The organism is Clostridioides sp. ZZV14-6153, from assembly GCF_020657855.1.
In the GTDB taxonomy this organism is placed as follows: domain Bacteria; phylum Bacillota; class Clostridia; order Peptostreptococcales; family Peptostreptococcaceae; genus Clostridioides.
Genome location: NZ_JAGWCZ010000002.1, coordinates 66224 through 81853 on the forward strand (window position 1 = coordinate 66224; position 15630 = coordinate 81853).

Here is a 15630-nt window from a genome sequence, read left to right on the forward strand (position 1 = left end):
TTATCGGGGTGATAATTTGAAAAAAAATTATAAAATACATAATCTAAATGAATATAAAAATAAAAAAAAGAATAATTATAAAAAGAGAATTAATAAAAAAATAGGGGCTAAATGTATTTTATTGATTACAACTTTCGTAGTAATAATATTGAATCTATGTGGTTATTCAAAAATTTCAGAAATGAAATATGATATTTATTATTTACAAAAAGATTTAAGAAAAAAAGAGATAGTATTAGAGGAACTAAAGGCAAAAGAAACTGAAAAAACATCAATAAAAGAAATTGAGTTAAAAGCAAAGGAATTGCTCAATATGGACTATCCAAAAGATGGACAAATAAAGTATATAAATGTGGATAACTAGGGGGAATAGGTTTGAGAAAAGTAAAAAGGATAAGCAAAAAAAGACTGGTACTTGTTCTTGTTTTAGCATGTGCACTGTTTTTTTGCCTTGTTATTAGGACTGGATACTTACAACTTATGAAAGGTAATTGGTTGAGTACAAAAGCATTAGAACAACAAACAAGAGATATACCTATAGAGCCTAAAAGAGGAACTATATATGATAGAAATATGAAAGAATTGGCAGTAAGTGTAACTAAATATACAGTTTGGTGCAAACCTGTAGAAGTTGAAGATAAAAAAGAAGCGGCTGAAAAAGTTGCTGAAATTTTGGATGAAGACTATAAAGATATTTATTCTCTAATAAGTAAAAAAAATATGGCTCTTGTAAAGGTCAAAAGATGGATAGATGATGATAAGGCAAGTAAAATAAGGGATGCTAAATTAGGTGGAATATGGGTAGCAGAAGACAATCAAAGATATTATCCTTATGGAAATTTTGCACCATATGTAATAGGTCATACTTCTTCAGATGCAACAGGGATATCTGGTATAGAGATGCAATATGATAAAAAATTAAAAGGGAAAGCTGGAAAACTAATAGTAAGTACTGATGCTTCAGGTAGAGAAATTCCACAAGGTATGGAAAAATATTATGAACCTGTTCAAGGGAATGGTCTTGTATTGTCTATAGATGAAGTAATCCAACATTATACTGAAAAAGCAGTACAAAAAGCTTATGAAATAAACAATGCAAAGAAAGTCACTGCAATAGCAATGAATCCTAAAACTGGTGATATACTTGCTCTAGCATCAAAACCAGATTATGACCCTAACGACTCAAGAACACCAATATATCCATATTATCAAGAAGAACTTGAAAAATATAGCGATAAAGACAAAATAAAGGGCTATTATCAAATGTGGAGAAATCCAGCAGTAAGTGATACATATGAACCAGGTTCTACATTTAAACTTATTACATCTTCTAGTGCTCTTGAAGAAGGAGTAATAAAAGATGGTGAGAAATTCACATGTACAGGTAGTGTAACTGTAGGAGGAAGAAAGATTAAATGTTGGAGACACTATAGACCTCATGGAACACAAGAGTTTAAACAAGCAGTACAAAATTCTTGTAACCCTGTGTTTGTTGAATTAGGAAGTAGATTAGGTGTTGGTAAAATGTATGATTATATAGAATCTTTTGGTCTTATGAATAAGACAGGTATAGATTTACCAGGAGAAGCTAAGGGGATATTATATAATGAAAAAAATGTAGGTCCAGTCGAGTTAGCTACAATATCATTTGGTCAATCCATATCAGTAACTCCAATACAACTTATAACAGCTATATCATCAATAGCAAATGGTGGAGATTTAATGCAACCAAGAGTAGTAAAATCTTATACTGACAATAAAGGTAATATAACTGAAACAGTAAAACCAAAAAAAGTAAGAAATGTTATATCTAAAGAAACATCCAAAAAAATGTTAGAAATTGCAGAGTCAGTTGTAACTGATGGTGGAGGAAAAATTGCATATATACCAGGATATAGACTAGGTGGTAAAACAGGTACAGCTCAAAAGGTTATAGATGGGAAATATGCTCAAGGAAAATATATATGTTCATTCGTGGGAATAGCACCTTGTGATGACCCACAAATTGTAGTTCTTGCTATTGTTGATGAGCCAACAGGAGTAAGTGCATTTGGTAGTACTACAGCAGGACCTATAGTAAAAGAAATAATGAATGATTCTCTAAAATATTTAGGGGTTAAACCAGTATATAAAGAAGAAGAAAAAGCTGAATATGAAAAGAAACAAGTCAAAGTACCAGATGTAAGAAATTTAAAAATTGGAGATGCAGTGAAAGCACTAGAAGATGCGAAGTTAAAACCAAATTTAGATACAGATATAGAAATTCCCAAGGATACAAAAGTAAAGGATGTTTTTCCAAAACCTGGAATAAAAGTTAATGAAGATTCAAGTATAACACTATATTTTGAAAACTAAAAAGTAACAGATAATTAACATATATCCATAAACATCTTCAAAAAAACAGAAATATAGTATATAATTATAAAGTTAAGAGTTATCGTAGGCAATGTATATGTAACGGTATACATTGCCTTTTGTTGCTAAGATAATATAGCTAATGTTTTATAAGGAGGAGTTTGAGAATGGAGTGCTTAACAATAAAGGAGTTAGTACTTGCAACTAATGGAAAGTTAATATATGGAGATTATAATGACTGTGTAAGTGATATAGTTATAGATAGCAGGGAAGCAAAGGCACAAAATGCATTTGTAGCCATAGTTGGAGAAAATTTAGATGGGCATACATTTATAAAGTCTGCCTATGATAGTGGATGTAAAACTTTTATAAAAAATGAAAGTAATGGAATAAAATTAGAAAGTTCGGATATAAATTTAATAGAGGTAAAAGATACAACTTTGGCTCTAGGAAATATTTCCAGATATTATAAAGAAAAATTTGACATTCCATTTATAGGTGTTACAGGTAGTGTAGGGAAAACAACTACTAGAGATATGATATATGCAGCTATTTCTGCAAAATTAAACATCTTGAAAAATGAAAAGAACCTAAATAATCATTTTGGGGTTCCTTTGACTTTGTTTAATTTAAATAAAGAACATGAGTGTGCTGTAATAGAAATGGGAATGTCTGGATTTAATGAAATAAAGTATTTGGTGGACATAGTAAACCCTAAAATTGCAGTCATATCAAATATAGGATTATCGCACATAGAAAACCTAGGTTCACAAGAAGGAATTTTAAAAGCAAAGCTGGAGATTGCTTCAAACTTTGATGATACAAATACTTTGATTGTGAATGGTGATGATAAATTTTTATCTACATTAAAAGAAAAAGAGCACATATATAAGTTAAAAACATTTGGATTTAATAAAGATAATGACATTTATTGTGAAGATTATACTATGGAAGAAGATAGTTTGACATTTACATGTGTCATAAATGGAAAAAAAGAGGAAATATTTATACCAACAATAGGAGAGCATAATATATATAATGCTATGTCGGCTATATTAGTTGGCATGAGTTTAAATATTTCTTTGGATTATATAAAAACAGGTTTAAAAAACTTCAAAGGGACAAAAATGAGATTAGACATAATAAAAAATGAAAGATTAACAATAATTAATGACTCATATAATGCCAGTCCAGATTCTATGGAAGCAGCCTTAAAAATACTTGGAAGATATAAAGGTAGAAAAGTAGCAATACTTGGAGATATGCTTGAGATGGGTGAAATTTCAGAGTATGGTCATAGATTAGTTGGAAAATCATCTATGAATAATACTGATATTATAATAACTATAGGTGAAAATTCAGTGTTTATTGGAGACGAAGCAAAACGATTAGGATTCGATTCATCCAATATATATCACTTTAAACATAGAGATGATGTATTTAATCAATTAGATGAATTAATAAAAACAGAAGACACTATTTTAGTGAAAGGCTCAAGAGGCATGAAATTAGAAAAAATAGTTGAATATCTAAATAAATAAGCTTAAACTAATGAGTTGATTGACAAGGGAGAGGAGTTTTATGATGTTAGGAATAACAGAGCTTACGTACACCGCATTGATTGCGTTTTTGATAGTAATTATAATAGGACCAATATTTATACCAATGCTTAGGAAATTTAAATTTGGTCAGACAGTTAGAGATGATGGACCTCAAACACATCTAGCTAAGAATGGAACACCTACTATGGGTGGAATTATAATGATTGTTGCAATTCTAATAACTGGACTTACAAGAGTAAAAGTTAGTCATGACATGGCAGTAGGTCTTATATGTATTGCTGGTTTTGGTTTTATTGGTTTTTTAGATGACTTTATAAAAATAAAGCTAAAAAGGTCACTTGGACTAAAAGCATATCAAAAAATAATCCTTCAAGTTGCATTATCTTTTTATGTTGCTTTTTATCAGTATACGTCATCATCAAGTGCTTCGCAACTTATGATACCATTTACAGATTTTGTAATAAATGTTGGAATACTATATATACCAATAATGATGTTTATAATAGTAGCAATAGTAAATGCTGTAAATTTAACTGATGGTCTAGATGGTCTAGCATCAGGAGTGACTTTAGTTGTTTCTGTATTTTTTATGTTGTTTGCAAGTTCAGTTGCAGGCAATACAGAAGTTGCAGTTTTGGCAGCAGCAACTGTTGGAGCATGTCTAGGCTTTTTAGGATTTAATTCATATCCAGCTAGAGTGTTTATGGGAGATACAGGTTCAATGGCATTAGGAGGTGCGGTTGTAGCATTTTCAGTTTTAACTAATTCTGTGCTTATAATACCTATAATTGGAGGTATTTATTTTGCAGAAGCTCTATCAGTTTTAATTCAAGTTGGATATTTTAAAGCAACTAGAAAGAGATTCTTTAAGATGGCTCCAATACACCATCATTTTGAACAATGTGGCTGGCCAGAAACAAGAGTTGTATTTGTTTTTTGGATTATTACAGTTGTTTTAGCTTGGATAAGTATAATAGCAGTATTTTAGGCCTAGGGGGAATAAAAAATGGACTTAAGTGGAAAAAAAGTTTTATTAGTAGGGCTTGCAAAAACTGGTATATCTACAATTAAACATTTAGATAAATTAGGAGCAAGTATAATTGTAAATGATATTAAAGATGAAAATAAATTAAAAAAAATACTTGATGAATTAAAATCTATAAATGACATAGAATACATATTAGGATGCCATCCAGAGGATGTAGACGATGTAGATATGGTTGTAGTATCTCCAGGGGTACCATTAGACCTGCCATTTATTTTGAAGCTAAAAAATTCAGGCAAGTATATAATTGGTGAGGTAGAATTAGCTTTTAAATTGTCAAATAATCCAACTTTTATAGGGATTACAGGTACAAATGGTAAGACAACTACAACTAGCTTAGTAGGAGAAATTTTTTCAAGTGCCAAAAAAGATACATATGTAGTTGGTAATATAGGGAATCCTGTAATAGATACTATAGAAACTTCAAATGAAGAATCTATACTTGTAACTGAACTGAGTAGTTTCCAACTTGAAAGTGTGGATGAATTTAGACCTAAAGTAAGTGCAATATTAAACATTACAGAAGATCATTTAAATAGACATCATACTATGGAAAAGTACATAGAAGCTAAATCAAAAATATTTATGAATCAAAATGCTGAAGATTTTTGTGTATTAAATTATGATGATGAAATAGTGAGAGGTCTAGCTGATAAATGTAATGCCAAAATAATTTATTTTTCAAGAGCTCATAGAGTAAATGGAGGAGTATATTTAGAAAATAATGACATAATAATAGATATAGAGGATAAGATTAAGTTTCTAAATAAAGATGATGTAAGTTTGCCTGGAGGCCATAACTTAGAAAATTGTATGGCAGCAATAGCAATCGCATATGTTTGTAAAGTAGATTTAGAAGTAATAAAAGATGTATTGATGACATTTAAAGGGGTTGAACACAGACAAGAGTTTGTAAGAAACTTAGATAATGTAATGTATGTAAATGATTCAAAGGGAACTAATCCAGATTCTACTATAAAAGCTGTACAGTCTTATAATAGACCTATAGTGCTTATAGCAGGAGGAATGGATAAGGGAAGCAACTTTGATGAACTTCTTGAAATTGCAAAGTCATATGTTAAATCATTAATTTTATTAGGAGAAACTGCACCAAAGATAGAAAGTTGTGCTAAAAATAAAGGATTTAATGACATACATATAGTAAAAGATATGGAGGAAGCAGTTAAGACTTCTCATGAGATTTCAAAAAATGGAGATATAGTGCTTCTTTCACCAGCTTGTGCAAGTTGGGATATGTATGAAAGTTTTGAAGTAAGAGGAAAAGACTTCAAAGATAATGTAAACAATTTAAAATAATCTCTTACCTCTAAACTTACTTAGATGGAAGAATGGAGGTAGATTAGTTGGATGCCTAAAGAAAATTTGAAAAAACAAATTGACATAAGGATGAAGACTGAATTTGATGGAGTAGTATTTTATACTACTATGCTTTTAGTATTTGTAGGAATAGTTATGGTGTTTAGTGCAAGTTTTATACAATCTTCATTTAAACATAATGATGCATACTATTTTCTAAAGAAAAATGTAATATATGCTATACTGGGATTTATAGTTATGATTATTACATCTAGAATAGACTATAATTTTTGGAAGAAAAATGCTACAGCAATTGGAGCTATAGCAGTAGTACTATTATTGTTGGTTTTAACTCCTTTGGGAATAGAAGCAAATGGAGCAAAAAGATGGTTAGGGATAGGTGCTTTAACATTTCAGCCTGCAGAAATTGCAAAGTTTGCTACAATAATATTAACTGCAAAATTGATTGAGAAAAATTATGATAAAATAAAATCTTTGACAAAAGGTGTTGTACCACTTCTCGTAGTTCCAGGAATATTTTTTGCGTTGATAATACTTCAACCAAATTTGTCAACAGCAGGTACTGTAATTCTAGTTACATTTGTAATGATATTTGTTGCTGGGATGGATATGAAAATTGTATTTGCTATGATAGGAAGTGGGGCTGCTTTATTTGCTGCATTAGTAATTGCTGAACCGTATAGACTTAGTCGTGTTACATCTTTTTTAGACCCATTTCAAGACCCACTTGGTAAGGGGTATCAGGTAATACAAGGTTTATATGCATTAGGCTCAGGAGGACTGTTTGGTTTAGGCTTAGGAAAGAGTAAGCAAAAGTATTTTTATATACCAGAGCCACAAAATGACTTTATATTTGCTATAATAGGAGAAGAGTTAGGATTAATTGGTTGTATAATAGTTATAATGCTATTTGTAGCCTTAGTCTACAGATGTGTAAGAATAGCGCTGAAGACTTCTAATGTATTTGCTTGTATGGTTGTCATAGGTATAGGGGCACAAATTGGAATACAAGCAGCTTTAAATATAGCAGTTGCAACATCATCAATGCCAGCTACAGGTGTAGCACTACCATTTATAAGTTATGGGGGTACCTCACTCACCATCTTTATGGGGGCTGTAGGTATAGTGTTGAACATCTCAAAGCATGTCAAAATTAATTAACAGGAGATGATGATTTGATGAAAGTTTTATTATCGGGCGGTGGAACTGGAGGACACGTATATCCAGCTATAGCTATTGCTAACAAAATAAGAGATGAACATCCAGACGCCGAGATAATGTTTGTTGGGACGGAAAAGGGAATAGAATCAGAAATAGTTCCTAAGTATGGTTTTGAATTGAAAACTGTAACAGTACAAGGATTTAAGAGAAAAATAGACTTAGATAATGTAAAAAGAGTTTTTAAGCTTTTTAAAGGATTGGAACAATCAAGAAAAATTGTTAAAAAATTTAAGCCAGATGTAGTCATAGGAACTGGTGGATATGTCAGTGGACCTGTTTTATTTAATGCGTCTATGGGAAAAATACCAGCTATAATACATGAGCAAAATTCTTTTCCTGGAGTAACTAATAAGATTTTATCCAAAACAGTTACAAAGGTACTTACAAGTTTTGAAGATTCACATAAAAGATTTCCTGAGGCAGCTGAAGAAAAATTAGTTTTTACAGGAAATCCAGTTAGAAAAGAAATTTTGTTATCAAGAAAAAATATCGCAAGAAAAAATTTAGGGATAAGTGAAGAGAAAAAAATGGTACTTTGCTATGGTGGTAGTGGAGGTTCAAGAAAAATAAATGATGCAATGAGACTTGTCATAAAGAATATGGTCAATGAAGATATAGCTTTTATATTTGCAACAGGAAAAAGCTATTATGAAGAATTTATGGAAAGTATCAGTAATATAAATCTTAAACCATACCAAAAAGTAGTACCTTATTTAGAAGATATGGCAAATGCACTTGCAGCAAGTGATTTAGTTATAGGTAGTGCAGGAGCAATTTCACTAGCTGAAATAACAGCTCTTGGCAAACCTTCTATAATAATACCTAAAGCATATACTGCTGAAAATCATCAAGAGTACAATGCTAAGAGTATAGAGAAGCAAGGTGCAGGGGTTGCAATTCTAGAAAAAAACTTAACTCCAGAAAGCCTAAATACAGCCGTATTTAAACTTTTAGGCGATAGAGAGCTTCTAGTTGACATGGCAAATGCAAGTAAAACTATAGGTAGACCTGAGGCGATAGACCTTATATATGATGAGATAATAAAGGTATACAACTCAACACAAAAATCAATAGCTAAAAAACCAAAAAAAGAAAAAGTTGTTGAGGAAGTAAAAAAAGAAGCAGCTCCAAGTATAGAAGGTCAGGCTAAAGTAATAGGAATAAAGAAAAGATAAATAGATATTTACCCCTAATTTATAATATATTAGATTTTCTAAATTATTCTAAATTAGGGGTTTATTTGTGTGTATACAAGTTTTAAGTTATAAAAAATATATAGTATTTTATATTTATTTTGATGAAATATCAATTTAATCCTCTTTTTTAATGTTTTATTAGATTGTTTTGTAAAAAAATGAGAAAATTTGATTTTAAATATTATATTTTTTTTGTAGGAAATATAAACTCGAAAGGTGTATTTATTAACCAAAGGGGTTGATTGTATTTGAAGAGGAGAAAGAAGCTAAATACGAATAATGTTATGATAGTTTTGGTTTTTATACTTATGCTATCTTTTGGGATATGTATTATTGTAGGGAGTGATTTATTTGATGTAAAGAGGATAGATGTGATTGGAAATAAAAGAGTCACCAAGTCAAATATAATGAAAGAGTTAAATGTAAGTTCACATGAAAATATATTTGAATACAATTTTAAAGACATGAAAAGTAAGCTTATGAAAAATCCATATATAGAAGATGTAGAAATAAAAAGGAAACTTCCAAATAAGATAATTATAAGCTTAAAGGAAAAAGAAATTTTTGCAGCATTAAAGGATGAAGATAACTATTGTTATATAGATAAAAAAGGGAACTTATTAGAGGAACTAAAAGGCACTAATGAAAGCAAAAATGATTTGATAGTGGAAGTAGATTATAATATTGATGATACGAAATCAATAAAATTTAAAAATTATAAAACTAAAGAGAATGTATTTAAGACTTTAAATTATTTAAAAGAAGAAGGTATTTATAGAAAAATAAATTATGTAAACTTTAAAAAAGAAGGGAATGTAGATATGCTTACGAGAAGCAATATAAAAATCTTACTTTCTAATGATGATAACTTAGATTATAATATATCTAGGGTAAATAAAATTTTGATTGACCTGCAAAATAAAAATACCAATGGTGGGACTATAAATCTAAATTATGGAAAGCTAGCTGTATATACTCCAGAAGGATAGACAATTGTAAGGAAGTGATATTTTGAAAAAAAGATTTATAAATAAGAGTATAATCATAGGAAGTATTGTATTGGGAGTTCTCGTTAGTTTACAATTAAAAATTATTAATATAGAAAATAGAGGAATGACGACTTTTAAGAGAGGAGAGCAACTTACAGAAGAACTTAAATCTCTAAAAAAAGAAAAAGAAAATCTTCAATCAGAAATTAATAGTGTAAAAAAAGATATAGATACTTATAGAGGTAAAAGTGAAAAAGGAGAGCAAGATATACTTAAATCAGAAATAGAAAAATATGAAACCTTAGCTGGATATACAGATGTAGAAGGAAAAGGTATTGAAGTTGAAATAAATTCTACAAAAACCTTAGGAAGCTTTGATAAAAATGACAGTATACTATATAATTATGATTTATTACTGTCAATGATAAATAAATTAAATTCAGCACAAGCAAGTGCCATATCTATAAATAATCAAAGGTTAGTTTCAAATACATATATGTATTTGAAAGAAGATAAACTTTATATGAATGACACTGTTATAAAGGAGCCAATTACAATAAAGGCAATTGGTGATTCTGATACATTAGCTTCTGCGCTCAATATAAAGTACGGTATTGTCTGGGAAATAGAAACGTATTATAATGCAAAGGTAAAAGTGACTAAAGAAGATAATGTAAAAATAAATGGACACGGTGATACAGAAAAAGTAGAGAGGAAATAATAGTATGAAAAGGAAAATGATTATATTAGGAGCATTCATATTAGGCATTTTCATATCAACTTATATAAAATCACTGAACCCAAATAAAGTGTATATAACATTGAGTCAGACTAAAAATATTGAAAGTGAAATAGAAAATACAAATAAGGAAATAAAAAATCTAAAAGAAGCTCTTAAAAGTAATAAAAATACTTTAGATGAATATAAGCAAGCAGAAAATAATGGAAATGAATCGATTCAAACATTAATGAAAAAAGAACTTGAAGAAGTTAAAGAGTTAAGTGGCTACTCAACTGTCACAGGTCCAGGAATAACTATTACTATGAAGGATAGTGAAAGAGAATTAAAAGATGGACAAAATCCAAACGACCTGATTATACATGATATTGACATTCTAAGAGTTTTAAATGATTTGAAAAAAGCAGGTGCAAAAGCAATATCTATAAATGGAGAAAGAGTATTGTCAACAAGTAAGATAAAATGTTCAGGAGCAACTATTACAGTGAACGATACTACATATGGACAACCATTTATAATAAAAGCTATAGGAGATATAGATTTATTGAGTGCAGCTATAAATTCTCCAGAATCATATGCTAAATCTCTAAAGGATATATATGGAATTAATATAAAAATACAGGAAAATAATGGAAATAAAGTGGATTTATTTGCAAAATAAAACGAAAAATACAAAAAAATAAAGAAAAAATAAAAAAAATTAATAAAAAGGATTGTAATATAGTTGTGTTTCAAAGTAAAATAAAGAGGTGAGGATTTATGATATGGGTGTTAGGAGGATTGGCATTTGGTGTGGTAGTAGGTTACTACATTCCATTTACATATTCTATGGATTATTCGATATATATGTCAGTAGCTATTCTTGCAATAATGGATTCTATATTTGGAGCGATAAAATCCAGTTTTGAAGATAACTATGATAATGTAATTTTTGTTACTGGTTTCATAGGGAATGCTATCTTGGCTATATTATTGACTTATATAGGAGAAAAGTTAGGAATTTCACTTTATTATGTAGCAGTATTAGTTTTTGGTATGAGACTATTTAATAATTTATCCATAATTAGACGTTATATCATTGCCAATATTATGAATAAAAAACATAAAAATTAAAGAGCTTTTGATATATACATAAAATATTTTATACTTAAAGAGTAATATTTGACAATATAAGTAAGAAAATTAAAAAGGAAAATTTACGTTTTTGTGGAATATGTTAGTTAAAGGTTAACAAAATAAAAGAAGAAAATGATATAATTAATACATACGATAACTTTGAATCATGAGATAAGGGGGTTTATGATGCTAAACTTTGACGTAGAATTAGAAGAATGTGCACAAATTAAAGTAATAGGTGTAGGTGGCGGTGGAAACAATGCTGTCAATAGAATGGTAGAAGCTCAACTTAAAGGTGTTGAATTTATATCAGTAAATACAGATAAACAAGCTTTATATACATCAAAGGCTGAATATAAAGTTCAAATAGGAGAAAAATTAACTAGAGGACTTGGTGCAGGAGCTAATCCAGAAGTAGGAAAAAGAGCTGCTGAAGAAAGTAAAGATGAAATAGTAAAACTACTTCAAGGAGCTGATATGGTATTTGTTACAGCTGGAATGGGTGGTGGTACTGGTACAGGAGCTGCCCCAGTAGTTGCAGGCTTAGCTAAAGAAATGGGTATCCTTACAGTAGGTGTAGTTACAAAACCTTTTGCATTTGAAGGTAAAATAAGAATGAAAAATGCTGAAGGTGGAATAGCTGAGCTTAAGTCAAAGGTAGATACTCTTATAACAATACCAAATGATAGACTTTTACAAATAGTACAAAAGAATACTTCTATGTTGGATGCTTTTGCAGTTGCAGATGATGTGTTAAAACAAGGTATACAATCAATTTCTGACCTTATAGCAGTTGAAGGATTAATAAACTTAGACTTTGCAGATGTTACTACTATAATGAAAGATAAAGGTCTTGCTCATATGGGTATAGGTAGTGCTAGTGGAGAAACTAGAGCTATAGATGCTGCTAGACAAGCTATCCAATCTCCACTTTTAGAAACATCAATACAAGGAGCAAAAGGAGTACTTCTTAATGTTACAGGTGGTCCTAACTTAGGATTATTTGAAGTTAATGAAGCATCTACTTTAGTTATGGAATCCTGTGACCCAGAAGCAAATGTTATATTTGGTGCTTCTATAAAAGAAGATTTAGGTGATGAAATAATGATTACAGTAATCGCAACAGGATTTGAAGGCTTACAAGGTGGGATTTTAGATTTGGATACTAAGCCTAAATCAAGTATAAGATCTTCTTTGAATACAACCGTAAAACAAGTTGTAAAAGAAATAGAAGAAGAAGAAATTGTCGTTGAAGAAAAGATAGAAGCTCCTAAAAAGGCGAGTATAATAGAAGAAGACGATGATGAGAGCATGGAAATACCTACATTCTTAAGAAGAAGAAGATAATATGTAAATTTATAAAGAAGTCAATAGACTTCTTTTTATTTTTTGTATTTTAATCTATTATTTCTTAAAATATATTCTAGTATCAAAAAAATATAAAAAAGTAAAGTTTTTTTATCAAGTATAGAAAAAAATGATAATTATATAAATGATTATAGTTTTTTATAATTAGACAATGATATTTTTATTTGGTAATATTAAATCTGAATTGAATTGTAAAAATTTGAGGAAAAAGAGAAATTAAAGTCTGAAAGGGGATTAAGTATGATTAAGCTAAAAAAAATTCTTTCTTTAGCCATGGTTGCTGTTTTGTCAACATCACTTCTTGCTGGATGTACAAAAAAAGAAGAATCTAAAGGAAAAGATGGCAAAGAAAAATTAGTTGTATGGTCTGCACCATTAACAGATCATGATGCAGATGCATGGAAACCGATACTTGAGAAATTTGAAAAGGAAAATAACTGTGAAATTGAATTTCAAATAGTACCATGGGATAATTATGCAGAAAAATATGCTACTGCAATCAGTGCAGGTGAGGGGCCAGATATAGGATATATGTATGCAGAAATGTTTCCTCAATTTATAGAAATGGGAGCAGTTGAAGATTTAACTCCTTATTTAGAAAAATCAGGAACTTCAGACAATTATTTATACTTAGATAATGCAAAAATGATGGGTGGAATTTATGGTTTACCTATAGAAGCTGCTAATCCAGGTGTATTATACTATAATAAAGATATACTAGAAAAATTGGGAGAAAAACCTCCTAAAACATGGGAAGATTTTAAAAGAATATGTGAAAAAGCAACAAAAGATACTGATGGAGATGGAAAAATCGACCAATGGGGTCTTGCACAAGGTTGGGGTTCTAAAGTGTTTGGTAGTTTAAACTGGAACTGGTATCCATATCTATGGCAAGCTGGTGGAGATATATATAATGATGATTTAAAATCAGTTAAATTTAATAATGAAGAAGGATTAAAAGCTGCTAACTTTATAAATGATATGAAAAAATATATACCAGATAATGCTTTATCAAAAGACAGTAATGAAATGGTTGAAAGTGTATTTGGACCAGGAAAAGCTGCATTTACTATAATGCTGTCTTCTGCTGCTACAAGTACTTTTGATAAATCATTCCCAGACTTAAACTGGGGATATGTAACTTCATTAGAAGATAAAACAGTTGGTAGTTTTGCTTCAGTAGATGATTTAACTTTAATGTCAGCGTGTAAAAACAAAGAACTTGGCTTTAAACTTCTTGAATATATGTTAAGTAAAGATTCAATGGAAGCTTTCCATAAAGAGATACCAAGAGCACCAGTTGCTAAAGGTGAAAAATATCAAGGAGACCCAAGATTTGAAGAAATGGTAACAAAAGATAAAAATATGTACAGACCATTAACAGTTGGACCTCATGGAGTAGAAATATATGAACACTTATGGAAACAACTTCAAATGATGATAGCTGGAGATAAAACTCCAGAACAAGCACTAAATGAATCTGCAAAATATGCAAATGAATTATTAGCACAATAGTTTAAGTTTATATTTGAATTTATAGACTATGCAACTTAATTTTATACAAGTAAAAGATTTACTTGCTATATTATTAAGTCGCATAGTCTTTTTTTATGGAAATATTCCAAAAGTGGGGTTGAATAACTTCTACCTAGATATATTGGATTCTACAAAAAAGCCTATTTGTTTGATACTAAAAAAATATCTTTTGACGACATAAAGTATAAGACATATATCATTGTTATTTTTAAATAGAATTTGTTTTGGATTCGACTGTCAAAAGTGACATAAAATTTTGTACATACTATCTTATAATATGTTTAAAGGTTTTAAGGGGGGATACATGGTGTATATTGAGTACTATGTTATAGAAAACCTAGTAATAAATTATATTATTATAAGTTGTACTTCTATTCTTACTAAAAAATATAATCCTAGAAAGAATAAGTTGCTGGGGGCTAGTTTAGGAGGAGCCTACTCTGTTGCTTATTTATACCCGTCAATGAATATACTATTTACAGTGCCATTTAAAATAATAATCATGAGTATTATAACTTTAATTTCATTTAGGACTAAGAGTAAAAAAGATTATGCTCATGTAGCATTAGTTTTTTATTTAGTAAATATTTTTATTTCTGGAAGTACTTATTTTGTAATTTACTTTACAGGAATAAGCCATTTAAAAATATCTTTTTTAATTGCATGTACTTATGTAAGTTGTGAACTATTAAAGTACATTTACAAAGACTTGAAGATGTTTAAATACATCAAAGAGCTTACAAAGACTATAAATATAAAATTATTAGAAAAAAGCTTTTGCTGTAAGGCTTTAGTGGATAGTGGAAATTTATTAAAAGACCCAATAAGTCAAAGTGATGTAATAATAGTCAAATCAAGTGTGTTAGAAGGATTGATTCCAGAAAATCTATTAAATATTGACTATGAAGATATAGATATGAAAAAAGCTCAGGAAATCATATGTAGTTTAGATGACAGAACTTCAGGGAGAGTTAGAATAATACCTTATAAACATGCTGGAAGTAATAAGACAAGCATAATAATTGGTCTAAAAGCTGATTATGTAGAGGTAGATGAGCAAAAAATAGGAAATATAATACTTGGTATTTCAAATTTTAATGATAGAGAATATGGGGCAATAATGAATCCAAATATATTGCCTGGATTCTAGCTAAAAATTTAAGGG

The 15630-nt window shown here is 29.5% G+C and carries 14 protein-coding genes; all 14 read left to right on the plus strand.

Going from position 1 to position 15630, the window contains the following annotated elements:
* Positions 1 to 16 precede the first annotated feature (16 nt).
* The 14 genes from KGF46_RS03105 to KGF46_RS03170 all read left to right on the plus strand — a co-directional run bounded on the left by KGF46_RS03105 (position 17) and on the right by KGF46_RS03170 (position 15615).
* Positions 17 to 364 (plus strand): hypothetical protein, encoded by a 348-nt coding sequence (locus KGF46_RS03105; RefSeq protein ID WP_227829181.1) that lies wholly within the window; start codon positions 17 to 19, stop codon positions 362 to 364.
* A gap of 11 nt (positions 365 to 375) precedes the next feature.
* Positions 376 to 2355 (plus strand): stage V sporulation protein D, encoded by a 1980-nt coding sequence (locus KGF46_RS03110; RefSeq protein ID WP_227829180.1) that lies wholly within the window; start codon positions 376 to 378, stop codon positions 2353 to 2355.
* Between the two features lie 167 nt (positions 2356 to 2522).
* Positions 2523 to 3896, plus strand: coding sequence for a UDP-N-acetylmuramoyl-tripeptide--D-alanyl-D-alanine ligase (locus KGF46_RS03115; protein WP_227856306.1), 1374 nt, complete (start codon positions 2523 to 2525; stop codon positions 3894 to 3896).
* A 40-nt stretch (positions 3897 to 3936) separates the two neighbouring features.
* On the plus strand, positions 3937 to 4905 hold the full coding sequence (gene mraY / locus KGF46_RS03120) for a phospho-N-acetylmuramoyl-pentapeptide-transferase (RefSeq protein ID WP_227829178.1): 969 nt from the start codon (positions 3937 to 3939) through the stop codon (positions 4903 to 4905).
* An 18-nt stretch (positions 4906 to 4923) separates the two neighbouring features.
* Entirely contained in the window at positions 4924 to 6279 is a 1356-nt protein-coding gene (murD, locus tag KGF46_RS03125; RefSeq protein WP_227856305.1) for a UDP-N-acetylmuramoyl-L-alanine--D-glutamate ligase, read from the plus strand.
* A gap of 51 nt (positions 6280 to 6330) precedes the next feature.
* Positions 6331 to 7461, plus strand: coding sequence for a stage V sporulation protein E (gene spoVE / locus KGF46_RS03130; protein WP_227432412.1), 1131 nt, complete (start codon positions 6331 to 6333; stop codon positions 7459 to 7461).
* A gap of 17 nt (positions 7462 to 7478) precedes the next feature.
* Positions 7479 to 8696 (plus strand): undecaprenyldiphospho-muramoylpentapeptide beta-N-acetylglucosaminyltransferase, encoded by a 1218-nt coding sequence (murG, locus tag KGF46_RS03135; RefSeq protein WP_227861794.1) that lies wholly within the window; start codon positions 7479 to 7481, stop codon positions 8694 to 8696.
* A gap of 269 nt (positions 8697 to 8965) precedes the next feature.
* Positions 8966 to 9706, plus strand: a complete 741-nt coding sequence (locus KGF46_RS03140; RefSeq protein WP_227856303.1) for an FtsQ-type POTRA domain-containing protein — start codon at positions 8966 to 8968, stop codon at positions 9704 to 9706.
* A 22-nt stretch (positions 9707 to 9728) separates the two neighbouring features.
* Positions 9729 to 10427 (plus strand): DUF881 domain-containing protein, encoded by a 699-nt coding sequence (locus KGF46_RS03145; protein ID WP_227856302.1) that lies wholly within the window; start codon positions 9729 to 9731, stop codon positions 10425 to 10427.
* A gap of 4 nt (positions 10428 to 10431) precedes the next feature.
* Positions 10432 to 11106: a DUF881 domain-containing protein gene (locus KGF46_RS03150; RefSeq protein WP_227856301.1), complete on the plus strand. Its 675-nt coding sequence runs from the start codon at positions 10432 to 10434 to the stop codon at positions 11104 to 11106.
* Positions 11107 to 11204: 98 nt separating this feature from the next.
* Complete coding sequence (locus KGF46_RS03155) at positions 11205 to 11558, plus strand: small basic family protein (RefSeq protein ID WP_227829172.1); 354 nt, start codon at positions 11205 to 11207, stop codon at positions 11556 to 11558.
* A gap of 189 nt (positions 11559 to 11747) precedes the next feature.
* Entirely contained in the window at positions 11748 to 12908 is a 1161-nt protein-coding gene (ftsZ, locus tag KGF46_RS03160) for a cell division protein FtsZ (RefSeq protein ID WP_227432418.1), read from the plus strand.
* A gap of 261 nt (positions 12909 to 13169) precedes the next feature.
* Positions 13170 to 14444 carry an ABC transporter substrate-binding protein gene (locus KGF46_RS03165; RefSeq protein WP_227829171.1) on the plus strand — a complete coding sequence of 425 codons (1275 nt, stop codon included), beginning with the start codon at positions 13170 to 13172 and terminating at the stop codon, positions 14442 to 14444.
* Positions 14445 to 14769: 325 nt separating this feature from the next.
* Positions 14770 to 15615 carry a sigma-E processing peptidase SpoIIGA gene (locus KGF46_RS03170; protein ID WP_227861795.1) on the plus strand — a complete coding sequence of 282 codons (846 nt, stop codon included), beginning with the start codon at positions 14770 to 14772 and terminating at the stop codon, positions 15613 to 15615.
* Positions 15616 to 15630 lie beyond the last annotated feature (15 nt).